At 47.7% G+C, this 18,024-nt stretch carries 17 protein-coding genes; 11 read left to right on the forward strand and 6 right to left on the reverse strand.

The annotated features are described in order from the left end of the window. Nucleotides 1-212: 212 nt before the first annotated feature. Nucleotides 213-563 (forward strand): hypothetical protein, encoded by a 351-nt coding sequence (locus tag C472_RS16930; protein WP_152420607.1) that lies wholly within the window; start codon nt 213-215, stop codon nt 561-563. Between the two features lie 216 nt (nt 564-779). Here the strand turns inward: C472_RS16930 and C472_RS06585 are convergent, their stop codons facing one another. Further along, the gene (locus tag C472_RS06585) at nt 780-1,040 is read right to left on the reverse strand and encodes a hypothetical protein (protein WP_049906393.1); all 261 of its coding nucleotides are present in this window, start codon (nt 1,038-1,040) and stop codon (nt 780-782) included. Between the two features lie 681 nt (nt 1,041-1,721). On the opposite strand from C472_RS06585, the gene C472_RS18170 reads away from it, so the two are divergent. The 9 genes from C472_RS18170 to C472_RS16945 all read left to right on the forward strand — a co-directional run bounded on the left by C472_RS18170 (nt 1,722) and on the right by C472_RS16945 (nt 8,980). Then, nucleotides 1,722-2,213, forward strand: a complete 492-nt coding sequence (locus C472_RS18170) for a DUF7344 domain-containing protein (RefSeq protein WP_449271985.1) — start codon at nt 1,722-1,724, stop codon at nt 2,211-2,213. Nucleotides 2,214-2,313: 100 nt separating this feature from the next. Beyond that, complete coding sequence (locus C472_RS06595) at nt 2,314-3,480, forward strand: CRISPR-associated protein Cas4 (RefSeq protein WP_006629032.1); 1,167 nt, start codon at nt 2,314-2,316, stop codon at nt 3,478-3,480. Beyond that, complete coding sequence (locus C472_RS16935; protein ID WP_152420608.1) at nt 3,473-4,039, forward strand: hypothetical protein; 567 nt, start codon at nt 3,473-3,475, stop codon at nt 4,037-4,039. Before C472_RS06595 ends, C472_RS16935 begins: the two co-directional genes overlap by 8 nt. Before the next feature lie 37 nt (nt 4,040-4,076). Then, nucleotides 4,077-4,595: a hypothetical protein gene (locus C472_RS16940; protein WP_152420609.1), complete on the forward strand. Its 519-nt coding sequence runs from the start codon at nt 4,077-4,079 to the stop codon at nt 4,593-4,595. Next, nucleotides 4,588-5,682 carry a tyrosine-type recombinase/integrase gene (locus C472_RS16280; RefSeq protein ID WP_082238241.1) on the forward strand — a complete coding sequence of 365 codons (1,095 nt, stop codon included), beginning with the start codon at nt 4,588-4,590 and terminating at the stop codon, nt 5,680-5,682. The genes C472_RS16940 and C472_RS16280 overlap by 8 nt, the downstream gene beginning before the upstream one ends. A 462-nt stretch (nt 5,683-6,144) precedes the next feature. After that, nucleotides 6,145-6,681, forward strand: a complete 537-nt coding sequence (locus C472_RS06600; RefSeq protein WP_049906394.1) for a hypothetical protein — start codon at nt 6,145-6,147, stop codon at nt 6,679-6,681. Beyond that, entirely contained in the window at nt 6,678-6,824 is a 147-nt protein-coding gene (locus C472_RS17470; protein ID WP_006629034.1) for a hypothetical protein, read from the forward strand. The genes C472_RS06600 and C472_RS17470 overlap by 4 nt, the downstream gene beginning before the upstream one ends. 309 nt (nt 6,825-7,133) lie before the next feature. Beyond that, nucleotides 7,134-7,904, forward strand: a complete 771-nt coding sequence (locus C472_RS06605; RefSeq protein ID WP_006629035.1) for a S1 family peptidase — start codon at nt 7,134-7,136, stop codon at nt 7,902-7,904. A 743-nt stretch (nt 7,905-8,647) separates the two neighbouring features. Further along, nucleotides 8,648-8,980: a hypothetical protein gene (locus C472_RS16945; protein WP_152420610.1), complete on the forward strand. Its 333-nt coding sequence runs from the start codon at nt 8,648-8,650 to the stop codon at nt 8,978-8,980. Nucleotides 8,981-9,203: 223 nt separating this feature from the next. Here the strand turns inward: C472_RS16945 and C472_RS16285 are convergent, their stop codons facing one another. Then, nucleotides 9,204-10,361, reverse strand: a complete 1,158-nt coding sequence (locus C472_RS16285; protein ID WP_161612623.1) for a tyrosine-type recombinase/integrase — start codon at nt 10,359-10,361, stop codon at nt 9,204-9,206. 1 nt (nt 10,362) lies between these two features. Continuing rightward, a complete protein-coding gene (locus tag C472_RS16950) occupies nt 10,363-10,905 on the reverse strand; it encodes a hypothetical protein (RefSeq protein ID WP_152420611.1) in 543 nt (180 codons plus the stop codon). Between the two features lie 245 nt (nt 10,906-11,150). Between C472_RS16950 and C472_RS16955 the strand changes: the two genes are divergently transcribed. Continuing rightward, nucleotides 11,151-11,945 carry a hypothetical protein gene (locus C472_RS16955; RefSeq protein ID WP_152420612.1) on the forward strand — a complete coding sequence of 265 codons (795 nt, stop codon included), beginning with the start codon at nt 11,151-11,153 and terminating at the stop codon, nt 11,943-11,945. On the opposite strand, the gene C472_RS06615 is transcribed toward C472_RS16955, so the two are convergent. Genes C472_RS06615 through C472_RS16295 form a run of 3 tightly spaced genes read right to left on the reverse strand, consistent with a single transcriptional unit; the run spans nt 11,942 to nt 17,791 of the window. Then, nucleotides 11,942-14,932 carry a type I restriction endonuclease subunit R gene (locus tag C472_RS06615; protein WP_152420613.1) on the reverse strand — a complete coding sequence of 997 codons (2,991 nt, stop codon included), beginning with the start codon at nt 14,930-14,932 and terminating at the stop codon, nt 11,942-11,944. The genes C472_RS16955 and C472_RS06615 overlap by 4 nt on opposite strands. 7 nt (nt 14,933-14,939) lie before the next feature. Beyond that, entirely contained in the window at nt 14,940-16,214 is a 1,275-nt protein-coding gene (locus C472_RS16290; protein WP_006629038.1) for a restriction endonuclease subunit S, read from the reverse strand. Further along, nucleotides 16,211-17,791: a type I restriction-modification system subunit M gene (locus C472_RS16295; protein WP_006629039.1), complete on the reverse strand. Its 1,581-nt coding sequence runs from the start codon at nt 17,789-17,791 to the stop codon at nt 16,211-16,213. The genes C472_RS16290 and C472_RS16295 overlap by 4 nt, the downstream gene beginning before the upstream one ends. Between the last annotated feature and the right edge of the window lie 233 nt (nt 17,792-18,024).

An 18,024-nucleotide genomic window follows, 5' to 3' on the forward strand; every position in this document is an offset into this window, starting at 1 on the left:
TTCGTCGGGTGACGCGGTTGCGTCACCCTTGCCTGCTGTGACTTCTAGCTCCAGCTGAGAACTGACCAACAATCCTCTACCCAAGAGCGCTGAAGAATAGGATCTTAACAGACTAAAAACCGTAGATTCAATGTGGGTCCTACTCTGAGGCCAGATGGTATGACCGGCTATTCAGAATCGTTAGCATTTATGAGGAGACGAGGGTCTGACGGATGAGTTACAACTCTAACAGCAAAAATGGGGAATACTATAGAGCCGCAATTGTGACAAGTGAGCATCCTAAAAAGCCATTAGAGGGCACAGTGGTCGCTATCAACACTATGACTGATTTTTCTATATCCGATCCCCTCTGTACAAAAATAGCTGAAACGGCTACCGAGAGATTTGATATCGACAAGTACGCTCAGGAGCTACGTATTGGTACGCTTTATTTTAGTACTGATCAAGAAGAGTTCGTTGGAGTCTGTTGGGAGGAATCACCACGCCCATACAGTCTCAATGATTTCAATATACTCGTAGAAGCACTCCCAGAACAGATAATTTTAGCCGAAGATCTAGTGTAGATCAGTTGGTTGTGACTTGACCTGGTGGCTCTGTTGAAATCCTATTCTTCAGACAGTTTCTTGTCTGAAACAGCCGGTCGGTGAAGACTGCGTACTGACCGCATGTCTATCTGACAGGTTCATATGGTGCTCTGTGGGTGTACTAGATACGGGACAAATTCAGTATCTACCATCCTTGCTTAGACAGAGAAAATCAGCAGTCAGTACAATACTGCGTTACTCCCCTGTTTGGGAGAACTTCTTGAGTACGCGTTCTGCGACTTTTCCGGCGACTGAGATGCCGATTAAGAAGGCTACTGCCAGCAGGAGTATCTGCCACAGGAAAGCAGCACCTAGGTTCAGGTTAAACAGAATGGCTGTATCTACGAAAAACACATACATAGCATACATCAATGGGAGCCCGACTATGAGAGCAGATCCGAAATAGGTCAGACCGGCTATCGCCAACGGACGACGGCTTTGCGTGGAGGTGCTCATCAAGTGTAATTATGTATTTTCAACATAAAGCCTTTCGGGCGAATACCTCCAACCGGACCCTCTTACTCATAAAATGACTGGCTGATTCACAGAAGAAAGTCTAAGACCGACAATAACCGACTGCTAACTACACCTTCTGTATTGAGCGATTCGTGAGTACCCTGTATTGACCGCAGGGGGGACAAACCTATCACCTTTTGAGGATTTCAACAGGGCCCAATTTCATAGATATTAGGACTCTTCGCTAGGCACGTATTTTCGCCGTAGACTGTTTGGATGCCACCAGACAGCTCCGGTTTGACCGACATTTTTCATCTGAATTTCACCCTGTTCTTCTAATGCTGATAGCCGATTGAACGTTCCTCTCCGCCCTAATCCTATCTGGTCAGCTACCTCTGAGGTAGTAAGAACTGGTTCTGAAGCTTGGAAGAAGACATCTAGAATTTCATCATCCGGCACGGTCGGCTTTCGGCCAGCCATTATGCTCCTACAAGTATACAGTGTCAATTAGGAATTCGCCCGTATCGAGGAACTAATTCCCCCAAAGGAATTAAGTCGGTTACCGCCAAGCATGCTCATAGAATGTCGGAACTACATGGAACTCAACAGGAAGCAATAGCTTCGAATCTTCAATAGTGGACAAAATAGCATCATCAAAACTCACGAAATGGTGAATACAGAATGATACCACCCGTAGCACTCGCATCTCATCTCACTGACCAGTCGATTTCTACTATCCACCACGCACTTCGAGCACCACGAAGACGTCTCACAGTCGTGATTCTCACTCACAGAGCGCTCATACACAGTGGAACAGAGAATAACGAACAGATATCATCTACCTTCGAATCGTCTGAATTCACAATTCCTGTTCGAGACCTTGCCCGGGAGGTCGTGGCAATTGAACAAGACATCCCCCCAGACAACGCAACTGGTGAAGAATATCACGCGGTCTACACAGCGCTTACGCAGACGCACCTCCCGTATCTTGATGAGGTCAACGCCGTCGATTATCTTCAAAACCGAAAGATAGTGTGCCCGGATCGAAATCTGATCGCGTTAGCAGTCGTGGCGTCTATTACCTCTCCCGTGGCACAGCTGATTTTCTCCGCCTCAGCAGCGGACTTGTACGATCGCTCAGAATCGTCTGAAGACTCATTGACCGATTTATGATGTCTGTTGTCACTCTTGTTTCGGCCAATGATGGATTCAAACCGACCGTCATTACGGCATAATAGCCAGACAAACGTGTTCGGCTTGGTGGGTGAATAAAATGACGACGAATAAGAGCGATGCTAAGAGTACGGAGGAGCCCGAGCAACAGTACCGTGGACGGTACGCAGATTCTGCTGATTCGTTCAATACGGTTGATGAAGCTTGTGAGACTATCTCAGGTGGAGCCTTCAGCAGGTGGTACGATGAAAGGCAGTATGCCAAAAACATCCTCAACGGTACGCCGTATTTTAACGGACCAGGTAAGCTCAGAGAGGCAACTCGACATAGTCCGAGCTCTCTCTTACAGTGTAAGCGCAAAGCGACCTACGACGAGCTCAACGCTCCCGAAGAAACTGAGAACCCAGATGGGATATTCTGGTTTGGGAGCCGTTTTGAAGAAGACATTGTGTTGCCCTTCCTCCAAGATGTCATCGCTGGGCCAAACGAATACGTTACGAACTCAATGTGGGTCGATTATACCGTTGAAACAGACGCGGGGAACATCCGAATTAAGGGAGCTACAGACCCTGTTATCGTTGATCAGAGGTTCGAACCACTGGTCTTGTTCGAAATTAAGACTAAGCGTTCGGTTGAAGGCTTAGATACACCGGACAGCCACCACCGCGCACAGGTCCACGCGTATATGAAAGGCTTGTCCGAAAAGTACGAGCGGAATATATCGGACGCCATTATTCTGTATGGAGGCCGAACAGACCTAGATATCAGAGCCTTCTCAGTGGAGTTCGACCCATGGTTCTGGCGTGAAACTGTTGTCTCGTGGGCGGAGACACAAACAATGTATCGTATCAATAGCGATCTCCCACCAGCGGAACCCGAACACGATTGGGAGTGCGACTTCTGCGCCTACCAGCAACGATGTGGTCAAGGGGATCGTGAATTCGTCGACGTCGGGCCGACGGGTTTGCTTCCGCGATATACCGGATATCCACGGTCGAATCTGGTCGATTACCTGAGTACATATACAGATGCCGCCCTCACACCTGCGTTGGCACACAAATATCCCGACTTGGCAGATGAATATAGTGTGTTAGATTGGGTCTGTAACGTTTGTAGCACCTCATACGACCGAGAGACAATCGATTGGAATGGAGATGTGACTGCTCCACCTCGATGTCCAAAATGTTCTGAAGATGGTGTAACGAGCCTATTGTCCGCTCCGCAGCCAATCGATCAGCCCGCCAAAGAGGATGAAGACAATGAGTAGTTGGATCCAACTTGATGAACACAGAGTGACGTGGATATTCGTGGTTCTTGGTTGGAGTCATGACTCTGAAAAGCAGTCCCCGTCAAATCCGCAGGCAAACCAGCTTACACACTGGGAGCTCGGGGCAGGGAACAGTGAGTCACTAGTAAGGACAGTAGCAGAGCGAATCGATAGAGAAGGCATTGGATCCGAAAAACAACTGGTACATGAATTACTCGTAGAACTCGATCAGTATCGCCATAACGGCAGTACGATTATCACCCCGAGACCGAAGGACGTCCGCTATTTGCGACAGAAAATCCTCAGGTTATCGAGGGGCGATACTACTCCAACACTTCGAGGATTTTCTCAGGTTAATCTGGGTGATGTCCTGGCCGAGTACTTCGGACAAGAACTCTCAGATTACGATATCGATCCACAGACGCTTCCTTCTCCTCGGGTAGCTGAGGATGGGTCTGAAACTATCGTGAGTGCCGGCGCTGTACGAGAGTATTGGGATTGCTGGGCGCGTATCTCAAACTTAGTACCTGCATCCCACCTTGCCGGCGACCAGCTCTGATAGATGTTCCACAAACACAACAATGCCCGCTCAAACCATGACCTCGTTCACGCGACGAAAATTCACCATCCCGGAACAGCTTGACGAACGTCTTGTTAAACTAGCCAACCAGCACTATCAGGGGAATGTGAGTCTCTGTATTCGCGCAGCGATAGAAGACCACCGTAGCACGCTCAACGGGACTGGCGAAGACTCACTTCATATACAGCGGCTCACGTCACAATTAGAATCAACTAAATCACGTCAGGCGGAGATCCACGAATTAATTGAAAAACTAGAACGAGATATTAGTAGTCAGAATATTGAATCTACTCGACAATTCGCGTCAGAAGATGGGATGACAGAGCCCATGCGAATTGTGTTTAACGAACTGTTGTCGGCTGATGTTGGTTTGAGATTTGCAGATCTCAGAGAGCGATTAGACCTGTCGGCATCAGAACTCCAATCTGCGTTAGGAGTGCTCGTCGACCGCGGACACGTTGTAAACGCTGGTAACAGTACACCCCGGTTTGCTCCGGCAACCTACCGCACCCGAGGTTTTCAGGATAATGACTAACAGAACAGAATATGGTGAACAGTATCGTGTCCCGAGCCGTTACGCGTGCGAATACCTTGCGCGTAATGACGGACTGACGTTAAAGGAGTCTACTGTCGAAACCTACGATTCGATTCTCACCGAATTTGTATCATTCCTACACCAACGCGATATTACGATCCTGTCCGCAAAATTCGACGACGTACAGTCATATATTGAGACGTGTGTACGGCGTGGGAACCGTCAAAGTACAATATCCGGGAAGCTCTCAGTTGTTGGTGAGCTGTACCGGTACCTACGATTGGAAACGGACGTAGCTGACAAGCTAGAATTAGATCCAATCCGTTTGCGTAAAATCGATCTGAGCCAATACAACACACCCGAAAAAGTGGAGCGAGAGGCCCTATCAAGAGAGGAGATTAGACGCTTGTTTGACGCATTTGACAGTTACCGGAATCGGTTGATGGCAGTTGTTGGTGTGGAAACTGGTATGCGAAACTCGGATATTCGAAATCTTCAGATTGATGATATTCGTGAAAAAACGATCTACGTGAGGGACCCAAAGAATTCGAAACCGTACGAGGTTCCAATAAGTGATGATCTGAAGTTCGAACTGAAATCTTGGCTCGATAACCATCGAACCGGTTACTCCTCTGCTGAGGATAGTAAATTCGTGTTTCCAAGCCAACAAGGTAAGAAACTCCGAACGAACGCCAGTCTGAACGAGATTATAAAAGAGGCAGCAGAGCAGGCAGGATTACAGGAAACAATCGGCACAGTACAGATTGCTGAAAGGCAAAGAAAAGCTTTGAACACGGAAAAGCGAGTTCGAGAGCTACATAGAGTTACTGTACACACACTAAGACACTCGTACATCACCCTTCTGTCGGAAGCAGGTGTGGAACTTAGGATTCGGCAGCTGGTGGCTAATCACTCGAATCCTCGAACAACCCTAGGATACGACCACNCCCTTCTGTCGGAAGCAGGTGTGGAACTTAGGATTCGGCAGCTGGTGGCTAATCACTCGAATCCTCGAACAACCCTAGGATACGACCACAGTTCAAATGAATCAGAGCCAATTCGCGGTCAGTATGATCCACCTCGGTAGCTGGCGCTAGGTATGATTTCTCGCTTGGTAGCTAATATGTTGTGACCACAGTAGCCCGACCTAGTTATGATGGGCACTTAGTGACCATCTCACCAGTTAGAAACAACCTTTTAAAGACTGAGGTGGGCATTCAATGACCACTCACGAAGGTAGTCAAAGATCTGTCGGCTCTATAGTTTCGATACACAGCAATAGGTCTCTACGGCTCTGTTGAAATCCTCAGCAAGTGATATATTATGACCCAGTCGCGGTCAGTACAGGTTACTGGTCTAACGGTGAACACTCCGATTATCCCCCTGCAGGTAAAATATCCGTACAGGATACAGAGCGTATATTCAGCAAGGCAATGTTGTTACAGGCTCAAAAGAGCTCGTCATTATCAGTTCTTTTCGTCCGGCGTGAGCAACGGAACTGAAGACTCTACGCCCATAACCTCTTATTTCACCGCTTATATCGCAAAGTATGCGAAGCAATGTAGAAGAGACAGAGACCCAAGAATCTGAGGGAACTGACTCTTCCACAGAAGCCCGACACCACGCACTTGAGGACGCACGACGAGTCCTTGACCACGAACTCCAATCTCTCAATGATGTCACTCAGAAATCCTGGCGAATCGTCCAATTCAACGGATTAGTTGCTACAGTCTTCGCAGCACTCGTACCGATTCAATCCGGACTAAACCAACTCACTTTGATTCCCGGCCTGATCCTCACCGCAGCTGCCTTGGTACTCGGCTACTCCACATACACCGCTTTTCAAACCCAGGAACGAGAAAGCGTCAGGACAGGCCCTGAAACAGAGATGTACCGCGCCGTATCCGACCACGACTACGAAGAAGACGAATACCTCTCCCACGCACTACGGATCCACGCAGACGACATCGACGCTATGCAGCCAATAACGGAAGATAAGTCCAAAGACGTCGATAGAGCCCTTCTCACCTCTATCCTCGGCGTCATTCTTTTAGTGGTAGGTACACTATTCCTCTTTACAGTATGACGGACGAAGGAAACTCCGGTGACGGCGGCTCCTCCGGCGACGGTGAAGCCCCCGACCTCGGACAATTCGGATCCCACGAGACATTCAAGGGCGGAGACAGCCCCGACAACACACGGCCCGGCGACACCTCCGACGACGAGTAAGGCCGCTGTAACCCCTCTAGTCTACATTTTATATCCCGGTTAGCAGTAGGTATTCAATACAGCAACGGCTTTGTCAGCTACTTGATTGCTGCCAGCAGCGGCGTGACCGATATAGAGATTCCATACAGGAGGCAGCTTCTTTTATTTCGTCTCAGATACGTTGAAGCAACCGTTCACTGTTTATGCGCAGTGACCGGGCCAACCCGGTTACGATTACGGGTAGGAGGGACGGTCGTTTAACCGGCTTCCCGGGTCTTACTCGATGTATCACCAACGTCAATAACCCGGCCTACTCTACCGGAACACAACATGAGCATGCCAAACAACCCTTTAGACTCGCTATTCCTGTGCGTCACACCGATCAAACTACCGGGCGGCGGTCACGCAACAGGCACACTGTTCCGATACGAGCAGGAAGGCGAGAAGACAGACTATCTCGTCACGAACCGGCACGTCTTCGTTGAGGAGAACGATGACGGCGAAGAAGAATTCGTAGCCGACGAAGCCCGGATTTACCTGCGAGACAACGCGGACGCACCGATGCTCCGTATCAGCCGCCCGCTAGACTTAGTGAAGGACGGCGAGCGGCAATGGATGGAACACTCCGCTGAACCGCAACCCGACCTGGCAGTGCTTGAATTGTACGACGACTTGGATGATTACATCAATCAACCGATCGGCCCGCCAAACTTCCTCCCCGATGAACGACCGATAACGGCAGGTGAGGAAGCGATGATTGTTGGGTACCCAGTGATCGAACCGAACGACTACATGCCGATACTCCGGAGTGCCCTGATCTCTAGTCATTACGGTGGCGGATTTATGGGGAATCTCGCGTTCGCAACAGACGCGAACACGCACTCCGGGATGAGCGGAAGCCCGATCTTCACAACACCGTCGATAATCGATCAGATGGATGGCGGGCCTGTCGTGTATAAGCAGCCGCAGCGGTACTTCCTCGGAATTCACTCATCGACTCTACAATCGCCCGCGCATTCGATAGAGGAAGGCCCACTGAATGTTAATTTCGCGTTCTACCCGGAGCAGATCATTGAGATCATCGAAAACAGTGAAGAGTGAACACGTCCTCAGCCTCACGGCTTGACCTTCCCATACCAGTTCCACACGATTCCGAGCGCGTTCCGGCCGCGCCACTCGACCAGCGACAGGAGAAGTACGACGATCGTCACAAATCACGACCCGATACCGGCCCGGTACCGGTGCTGTCGGATCAGCCATGTCCCGAGGCTACCCATCAAGACAGTGAACAGCAGGGTATGGACAGCATTGAGGATGTCGTCGTAAATCTGTGCGAGACGGAGACCCATCGCGCTGTATCGACCAACTTGACAACTACGATTTGAACAATTCGTCGTGTAAGACTCGCACGTTGTATCTTAGACGGCACTCTGAACATTATCTGAAAATGGTAGGAACCTTAGCGGTCAATTCGCACTCTTCAGCGACCGGCTGTTTCAGGTGAGAATCTGTCTGAAGAATAGGATTTCAACAGAGCCGTCTCTACAAGTATCGGACGCTCTGGTGAAGTGTGGCTGCTATAATGTCGCTCACAAGTGTCCTGGGAGCGTACACTCCGAGCAGTCCAATCAAGAGAACTGTAAGTGAGCGTTCGATGCTAATAGCCAATAAGAGCAAGAAACGGGACACTGTAGTATGGTTCTGTGGAGATCATCCGCCGCTGATTGTTTGTTGGGACCGTGCTAAATGTAGGGCGCAAATCTGCCATGATTTATCAGACGATGATTGAGATTTTAATCTAATCTATCAGACATATTTATGTACCGCTATCTCAAAATATGAGTATGAATCAGGCAGGCGGCTCAATAGTAGATGCAGCAAAAGCTGGTGGTTTGGTAGCTATCAGCCTGTTTCTGATACTATATTTCATGATGCTACAGTCCGCAGATAGAATCACTGAAACAGTGAATATATTCGAGCGAACACTTCTAACTGTAATTTTCATTTTCGTGCCAACATCAGAAATCGGAGCCGTAATTAGTGTATTCTCGGGGGCGGTCGCCACGGCTGTTTCTATGGATGATTTTGATCCGTCTATAATTAGAGCAGTCTTTGTATTCGGATTCATATACACATCAACCAACATTATTATTAATTGGTTCACCGTCCCAGTCTGACACCAGAGAGATGCATGGATTCTCGTATCTCGCACGTCGATTCTATCAGCTCTTGATGATTACTACAGAGCCAGTTGTATATGTAAAAGGATATGTTCAGACATACATAGCGTGAGGATGCTATTTGTATCTAATGTTGGTCATTTGGAGTGAATAATTAAGAGCACAATCGCTAGAATAGAGCAAAAAATCCCAAGCTAGCCGATAGATAGGTGTAGTACACCTATGATATAGATATATTTGAGAACAGCTCTTTCATAGTCTCTTTGTATTCTTCCTTTCTGTGTGTATAGCTCTCCTTGGTCACATCTGTTGATTTATGATTCAAAGCGGCACTTCTCTCTGAGAGATCCATTCCCGCGTCATCAAGAAGGTCTGAGAATGTATGGCGGAGAGTATGCGCGGTTACACGGTAAAACCGTCTCTCGGATTTCTCAGTACCTAACCAATCTTTTTGACGATCAGTTATCGGTACTGTCCCGACTACCTCCTGAATACCTGCTGCTGCAGCAGCGTCCCTGATGATGATATTCAATCTCCCCGCTGACAAATGGCCGTCCTCTGGGCTAGGGAATAGGTAAGGTGAGTCCTCTGCACGGGGGTTACCTGCGCGTTCACTATCTAGCCAGTGTCTGAGCCGTAGGGCCAAACCAGAGCCAATCGGAAGTGTGTATGTGTCATCACCCTTTGTGTTCTTCAATTTAATCTCTCTATTGTCTAGGTCAACGTCATCAAGTTCGATAGTTCTCAGGTCATAACTCCTCGGACCAAGTTCAATTCCCATCTGTACAATTAGTCCATCACGAAACGAATCCAATTCTGCGAACAGCTTTTCGGCCTCCTTCTCAGTTAATGGAGTTCGTTCAACTTCAGTCGCAGTATTATAATCAGAAGGATCAATCACCTCATATATCATCTCTCTTCCAACATTACAGTCAACAGATCTGAATAAGGAGATATGTTTGACAACGTTAGAAATCACAGTTCGGTAAGTCCCTAGAGTGCTTTCGGAGCAGTTTTTGTGAGCAAGATCCATCATGAATCTCTCAATTGAATCAATATCTAGCTCAGAGAAGCAGATATCTTCACTATGTAAATATTCAATAAACAATCGCAATTTACTTGAATATAATATGGCAGATCCTTTTTTGATCTTTGTATTAGTGACTCTACACAAATATGAAATTGCGTGCCCACAGCCTGGGTCATAAAGATCATACTCTTTTCGGGCCTCTCGCCAGTCTGATGAATTTCGTTCCTCAGAATAACACGGACAGGGCGACGATTCTACAGAGGTCTGCGTTGAGGTTGATCTATTCGATTCCGCGCCGGATTCATCGGATTTCTCTTGGAATTCGTCAAGAGTTGTTTTGTCGGTCATGTTAGTTACTTGGATTATTAATTTGGAATCGTGATTCATCGGACTCTACGGCAGTGACTATGCCTTTCTCAATAAGAGCCTCAATGGCGCGGTGAGCAACCATTTGCTTCTCCTCAATTTCAGCAGCTACTTCGTCAACTCTCAGTGGTTCAGAATTAATTAGGACACTATAGACATCCTCTGACACACCGTTGATAGCATCATTCTCGCCAGAGCTGAATGTGTCCGCGGTATCAGCGGTCAGCTGGTTCGGCGTCTGATGAGGGTGACGGTGATTTTCTGGTTGGTGAGGTGCCTGTTCCTCAAGTTGATCTTCTACGGACCCCAGACTCACCTTTACCTCTTGGAGTTCTGTGATGATTTGTTCCGTTGCAGTTTCGCTATCGTCGATTGACGCTGCGAGTTTGGTAATGGCTGCCCGCAGAGCTGCACTTTGGGTTCCATAGCGCTCCTCGGCTAACTCGCGCAACGTCTGTTTGTGTCGGACAGTGATGGTACAATTAGGCTTCGTCATTTCGGGAGAACCAGGTTCACTGTCAGTCATCGATATCACCGATACGTCCTGTAATCGCCATGATCCAATCCTGAGGAGAATTGAATTCTCGGCCCAGGTGGAGTTTCAGCAGATCCCGGCTCGTGAATGAGCTTGTTTTACCTTGGTACATCCGCTTGAGTCGAGACGCAGCATGGGCTCGATTCTTTCCCCCACCGCAGTGAGAGGCTCAATCGGAAACTGAGGGGGTAGGCAAGGGCATTTATATAACACGGCTCTCAATCCTCCGACAACTAATGACATCTGAAAACGGTAGTAGTAGCGATAACGAACGAACGCGAGGAATTTTTACTGAAAGCGATGAAGAGTGGCTACAGAACGAGGATAGTGTTGGTAGCCCTTCTGATCAAAAGAGGAGATTACAGAAAGGACTAGCGTTGGCGATTGAAGACGTACAGACACTAGTTGAGGACAGGTTTGATGCCTCTAATTTGGATAACATCGGTGAATTGTTTGACCGGACAGACAGTCAAGTAGACATTTCCCGAACTGAAAGCGCGAAATACCTGATCGCCCTAGCGTTCTTAATGACGAACGACCCGATTGATTACAGTGAACTCGCGGAAGAGATGGTGATGCATCCAAGAGACGCAGATGAGTCTCCTATAGATGAGGATCGAACACAAGCGGGTGGCCCTGTCAATTTCAGTCAGCCAGTCGATCGTATGCTCGCTTTCCGGGAGGCGCTCACTGAAGGGATCAAGCTCGGGAAGGAGCACTACCCGAACGCGGAGGGTATTCCGGACACCATGCTTGTTGACGCGAATACGCGGCTCTACAAAGAGCCAACAGTGGACCAATTGAAGCCACAGTCTACGAAAGAGAGCACGGAGAACTGGCGCGATGTCGTTGCCCAACAGCTTGACGCAGACGGTGGGCTAGGAGCCCTGTCGGCCTCTGCAGAAAACATCGGCCCAAGTGAAGCCCCAGAATATCTCAAACACGAGATTGAACTCAACATCGAACGGCGATTGGGCCGCCGCCGTCGCAGAAGCAATCAAGAAGTCATGCAACGGAAACTCGATTTCTAGGCGGCAGCCCCGCCATAGAAAGCTTCTGCTTGCGCCACAATCGGATCTACTAAATTCTCGTGTTTGTATAAGCTGAGGCCGTTACTTCGCAGAACAGCCTTAACTTCCGTCTTGATCTCAGCACGGATCTTCTCGCGGTTTGTCCAATCCACTTCGGTACTGTTCTTCAAATTTTGCTTCAATTCATGAGCAATAGTCTTCAATATTTCTTCATCGATCTCAGCACCCGCATTTGAGGAGATAGCCGAGTAGAAAGCATACTCCTCGTCACTCAAATCAAGCTCATCCTGACGGTTATCAGTCTCCTGAATCCGCTCAGCGTAGCCTCGCAACTCATCGATAACCTCCTGCGTTGAGATGAATCCCTCGTTGTAGTCCTGAATAGTCCCCTGAAGCTCCTCCTCGAAGGATTCGTACTTCGCTAAGTTCGTCTGTTTTCGGGTCGTAATCTCGTTCTCCAAAAGCTGACGAAGCATCTTTACCTGTAAGTTCTCGAATTCCACCTCCTCAACATTCCCCAAGAATTCATCACTCAATACCGGCTTCTCCTTCTCCCACTTGTCAAAACCAGTTACCTCTATCAAATCCTCAATGCCTACACCCTCAGCAACGAGCTCCTTCATAGCCGAATCCACGTCTTCAACCTCGTCCGGATTACCGGAATTGTTGATACTGTTGATGGCACCAAGGACAGCCTCAAAGAACGCTACATCTGCCCGAATGTCGCTTGCGGCAGAATGAGGTGAAACCAATGAATGGGCCTTCTTCAACCCCTTCATGGACTCGCGGAACTTCTCCTCGCGTTCCTCAGTAATCAACACCTCATTCTGTGCCTTGTACAGCAAGCGCTGACGCTCCGTTCTGTTCAATTCCGGCCAGGCTCCGTATTCGATAGCAGCAAAGAAGTCAGCAACCTCCTGATGCTTCTCCCGCATCACCTTGACAGCTTCCTCAATATCTAGCATCGCATCATTCCGGACTTCTGATGTGTACTTATCCAATGCCTCCTTCAACCGCTCACTGATGCCGATATAATCAACAATCAAACCACCAGGTTTGTCCTTGTACACCCGGTTAACCCGGCCGATAGCCTGCAACAAATTGTGATTTTTCATCGGCTTATCAACGTATAGTGTGTGAAGATGCGGGGCGTCAAACCCGGTCAGCCACTTATCGCAGACAACAGCGATCTCAAACGGATCATCGGGATCTTTGAAACGTCGTTTCAACTCCTCATTCGAGATCGGGTTGTCGATATAATCTTCAGCACCGGACATGACAACCCGTGTCTCAGGTGCGTTCGGGTTCTCTCTGATCTTTTCAGCCAAGTTCATAGCGGCCTGGCGGCTAATAGCAACCACCATCGCTTTCCCCTCAATCTCGCGGTTACTGTAGTGATCTACAATGTCGTCAGCAATCATCTCAGTTCGCTCCTCACTGTTCTCAATAACCCGGCGGAGCTGAGTCCACTTTTTTTTCATCTCATTCTTCAATTCGTCTGACTTCGACTCCATCAACTCGTTAAACCGGTCCTCTATCTCCGGATCATTCACCTGAAGCTTCGCCAAGCGGCTCTCATAATAAATCGGGACCGTAGAACCATCCTTCTCAGACTCCTTAATCGTGTACTGGCTGATGTAGCCACCGAATGTGTTTGTTGTCGATCTATCCTCTTTCTCAATCGGAGTAGCTGTAAACCCAAGATACGATGCGTTGGGCAACCCATCACGAACGTTCGTAGCTAGGCTCTTGTACTGAGTACGATGAGCCTCGTCCGCAATCACAATTACATTCTCGCGGTCGTTGACCTCCGGATACTGTACTTCATCATCCGTGGTTTGGAACTTCTGAATAGTCGCAAAAATGATGCCGCCAGCTTCCCGATCCAACCGATCACGAAGCTGAATTCGATTGTCGCTGTCTGCCCACTCAGCATCTAAACCGTGATTCCTGAATTCTTTGTACAGTTGGTCGTCAAGATCATTCCGGTCAGTTAAAAAGACGAGCGTCGGATTCTTCATTGAGCTTTCCCTACGAATTTTCTTAGCGTAGAAAACCATCGAGAGCGACTTCCCGGACCCCTGAGTATGCCAAACAAGCCCAATACGGTCCTCGTCAGGATTTGGAACCACCTGCCGACTGCTCTCAACCGCGCTATTCACCGCATAGAACTGGTGGTACGCAGCCAACTTCTTACTAAGCTGTCCATCGTCATCCGCATACAATGTAAAATTCTGTATGAGATCGAGGATCCGTGACTTATCGAACGCACCACGGATCAACACCTCTGACGGTGGCAAATCGTCGGTAGCATCCTCTTCCTCATTGATATATCGCCACGGAGAAAACCACTCCCAACCCGCAGTTAGACAACCTAGCTTTGCATTATTCATATCCAAAATTCCGATCAACTCATTATAGTGGAACAGGTCCGGAATATCATTCACATACCGTTCCGTGACCTGTTTGTACGCATTACCCATTGACGCCTGCGGGTTTGTCGGATCTTTTAATTCTAAGACACCGAGAGGGAGCCCGTTGACAAACACGATGATATCTGGCCGCCGTTGCGGACCTTCCCCAATCTGAATAACAACCTGATTCGAGACCAGAAAATCGTTCGCCTCAGGGTTCTCAAAATCAACTACGTCTACAAAATCACCGCGAGTTTCACCGTCAACCTCGTACTCAACCTGAATCCCGTTAACCAGTTTCTTGTGGAAATTCTTGTTATTCTTCAGCAGCTTCATTGAGTTAAAACCAAGAAGCTGAGAAATCGCACCTTCAATCGCCTCATCCGGCATAGACGGATTGAAATCCCGGATTTTCTGCTCTAGACGTCCACGTAGAACTACGTCGGAATGTGACTGCCGCTCGGGATTATCACTGTTCGGCCCAAGCTCAGAACCATGTTTGTAGTCGTACCCAATATCCTGAAAAGCCTGTACAGCCGGTTTCTCCGACAACTCCATCTCATTTAGGGACACTACTCGCTCACCTCTCGTTCATCTCACATATATTTTCATCGGGCTCATCTAAAGTAGTGTCGCCTGTTATAAGCCCTTCCAAGAGAACCTCTCTCGAATTTTGCAGATTCATTGACTCGTGAATATTGTTTATTATTTGATCTATGAACGGCTTTATTTCCTTACTGAATTCTTTAACTCTGTTCTCAGGTGGGATTGGAACGGTATATTCACACATATCATTCCACCCAACCCTTGGCATACGGGTTCCTGTTGAGACCCGATCACAATAATCAATAAATCTCTGTGTAGTTAGCTGGCAAAGTAAGAATTCTCGCCAATAGTTCTCCTTTTTAGGTTCGATAACTTGAATGTCGGTAGAGCAAATACCGTTAGTCGGTGCAATTCCAACCTTACAAAAGTAAGGTCTCAATCGTCCGAATAGTATCTGTCCTCTTTCAAAGTCATATTTTGTGCTTTTACTTTCTTCTGCCTCACCCCATTCATCTATACTTATAGATGCTTTAGCCATGTGCTTGAGACTTAGGTAAGGTGTCGAATTTGGCTTCTCTGTAGGATCTATTCTATCCGTGATTTTCACCATAAGATCTCCCAATTTCCCTGATTTCCACCCATCTGGGAGAGTGTCTTCCCTGATTTGATCTTGACCAGATCCACTCTTTTTATTAGCAAACCTTTCTTTGAATAGCAGTTGAGAGACATTTTGGGCTGCTCGGTTGATCTGATCGTTGACTCGTATCTTCTGATCAAAGTCGCTTAAGCTATCTCCAATTTTCTTTTGATATTCTAAGCTCGGCAACTCGGGAAGCTCAAAAGATCTTAAATCCTCCAAATTCAGATGATCTACTGTCGAACCAGTACTCAAGGAGTGTAGCCTGTTTTGGACGTCTTCAGATAGCAATAGATATCTCAAATACTGCCCATCTACCTTATCCGAATCTGTGCGTATTAGAACTGTTCGTTGTCCCAGACACACTTCGCTATCCTCTGGGACAATCCCGACCCGACCAACCGGTGCCTCTCTAGTAAATATGATATCCCCAGGCCTTGGAGTTAGTCTATTTGTCCATTCTTGGTAGGCATCCTCATCCACTCTTGCAATGTTTTGGAAGTCTATTCTGCCATTTTCAAGGTCAGAGGTTTTGACTAACGGGTACCCCCTTTCACTCTCCGGAGCAGACTTATGTTCTGAATCTACTATGTGAGTAGTCACATCTCTTAATTCCGGACCCGGGCTTCCTTCCTTAGTATACTTACCGAAGGTTTGCTGTTGAGGAGTCAAAATCCTGCCTCCTGTAGTGTTTTTTCTATTTTCTCCTGTAAATTGTTTGATTCAGCAAATTTCTCCCGTAACTCGGCAGAAAGCGTTTCCATCTGATTTTCAAACATCTTGTCATCCTCATCTTCAGACTTCGTGCCGACGTATCTTCCGGGAGTGACAATATATCTATTTTCAGATATTTCTTCGGTGTTAACGACTTTACAGAATCCCTCAATATCAGTGTAGTCGTTTGCATCTTCGTCCCCATGGAAGGATCTTACAGTTTCAGCGATCTTCTGAATGTGGTCCTCATTAAGTTGATTTTGCGTTCTGCCGGCGCTTTCATAGAGGTTAGTTGCGTCGATAAACAGGGTCTCCTTCGACCTGTCTCGGTAAGAATCACTGTCTTTTCCTTTGCTAAACACAAATATACATGCAGGAATGGGCGTAGTATAGAATAATTCCTTAGGTAGGGCAATCACAGCATCTAGAAGATCATCTTCAACAATCCCTTTACGGATTTTACCTTCACTATTCTGGGCTGACATTGCGCCGTTTGCCATAACTGTGGCTGCCAACCCGGTATTGTTGAGATGGTGGATCATGTGTTGAATGAAGGCGTAGTTGGCGTTATTGGAGGGAGGCATCCCGTATTTGAAGCGAGGATCGTCGTCCGCTATTTGATCCTTGCCCCATTCACTCATATTAAACGGCGGATTGGTGAGGATGTAGTCTGCTTCAAGACCTTTGTGTTGATCATTGAGAATGCTGTCTCCCTGTTTGATGTTCCCGTCAAGACCCCGTAAGTAGAGGTTCATCTTGGATATCTGCAGGGTGCTCTCCTTGATTTCCTGACCATAGATGGAGATCTTGTCTGTGTTCCCTCCGTGGCTTTCTATGAATTTCTGGCTTTGAACAAACATCCCGCCAGAACCGCTGAACGGGTCAAATATACGGCCTTCGTACGGTTCTAGAATTTCGACCATCAATTCGACAACGCTTTTTGGAGTGTAGAATTCACCGCCTTTTTGCCCGCCCTCCATCGCAAACTGTTTAATGAAGTATTCGTAGATCCGGCCGAAAACGTCTTCATCACCATCTCCGTTACCTGCTTCCATATCCAAGTCTGCAAATAGGTTGATCAGGCCTTCCAAGGCGTCAGAAGAATTATCGGAGAGTGAAGACCGAGAGTAGCCTTTGGGAAGAATTCCTTTGAGACGCGGGTTTTCATCTTCTATTGCCCGCATTGCATCGTCGATTTTTTTTCCGATTTGAGGATCAGTGGCGTTGTTGACAAAGTACTGCCACCGTGCTTCCTCAGGAATGTAGAATACGTTTTCCCGGTTGTACTCGTCCTTATCCGAGAGAATGTACTCTCGCTCCTTCTCGTCTTCAGTGTAGTATCGAGAACCTTCGTCGTGGGTTTTCTTTTTAAGTTCCTGTCGTCGGGCCTCGAAAGAGTCAGACATACTTTTGAGGAAGAGCAGCCCAAGTGCAAAGTCCTTGTATTCAGAGGGGTCAACCGGTCCTCTCAGTTTTTCTGCGGTCTCCCAGAGTTTCTTTTCAAGTTCGCCGTTAGAATCCCCCGCGATAGCCATATATGGTAGTCTTTAGGAAACACTGTTAATGGTTGCGTTGGGTAACTAACCTCGACTCGGAATTGTGTTCAGGTAGGTAGTGTAGTAAGCTGTTTTCTCAGACATTCAGCAGACTGTTCAGCGATTTCATACTGTACTGTTCCGCTATAGTAGTCGATAGAATTTTTTACTCGGAAAACTATGTTGTCTGTAATGGACCACCTCAACGAGATCTCCGTCGAGGAACTCCAAGA

This window comes from Halorubrum tebenquichense DSM 14210, assembly GCF_000337415.1.
GTDB lineage: Archaea > Halobacteriota > Halobacteria > Halobacteriales > Haloferacaceae > Halorubrum > Halorubrum tebenquichense.